The organism is Cellulophaga sp. F20128 (assembly GCF_023015805.1).
Classification (GTDB): Bacteria; Bacteroidota; Bacteroidia; order Flavobacteriales; family Flavobacteriaceae; genus Cellulophaga.
In genome coordinates this window covers 1-315 of record NZ_JALKBA010000108.1, presented here as the reverse complement: position 1 = coordinate 315, position 315 = coordinate 1, and the positions used below count along the sequence as shown (strand labels likewise).

The window sequence follows — 315 nt, the reverse complement described above, 5'->3', positions numbered from 1 at the left end:
GTTGCTGCAAATTCAAGAGCATCTGCCTTATAAAGTTCAGAATTATTCAATTCATCTGAGCAGGATAAAAACTTTTCTATTGCCTCAAAAATACGGGGATCCTTGTTAATGGTGCCAGTAGACCATGAACCACCATTTCCTTGAAATCCAAAACGAGGATGATCCGTCATCGTTCCATAACTCGTTTCTCTAAGAAGCTGCCATGCCTCTGCCATTGCTTCGGGACAGCTTCCATAGCGTGATTTTGAATATTCAATATACCATGTATCCAAATCTATAGCCTTATTGGTCCAAGCCATATCGGATACCAACTCA

At 40.6% G+C, this 315-nt stretch carries 1 protein-coding gene; it reads right to left on the bottom strand.

From position 1 onward, the window contains the following. The coding region (locus MWU65_RS17660; RefSeq protein ID WP_247079983.1) for an alpha-N-acetylglucosaminidase C-terminal domain-containing protein at nucleotides 1-315 on the bottom strand (315 nt) is incomplete at both ends.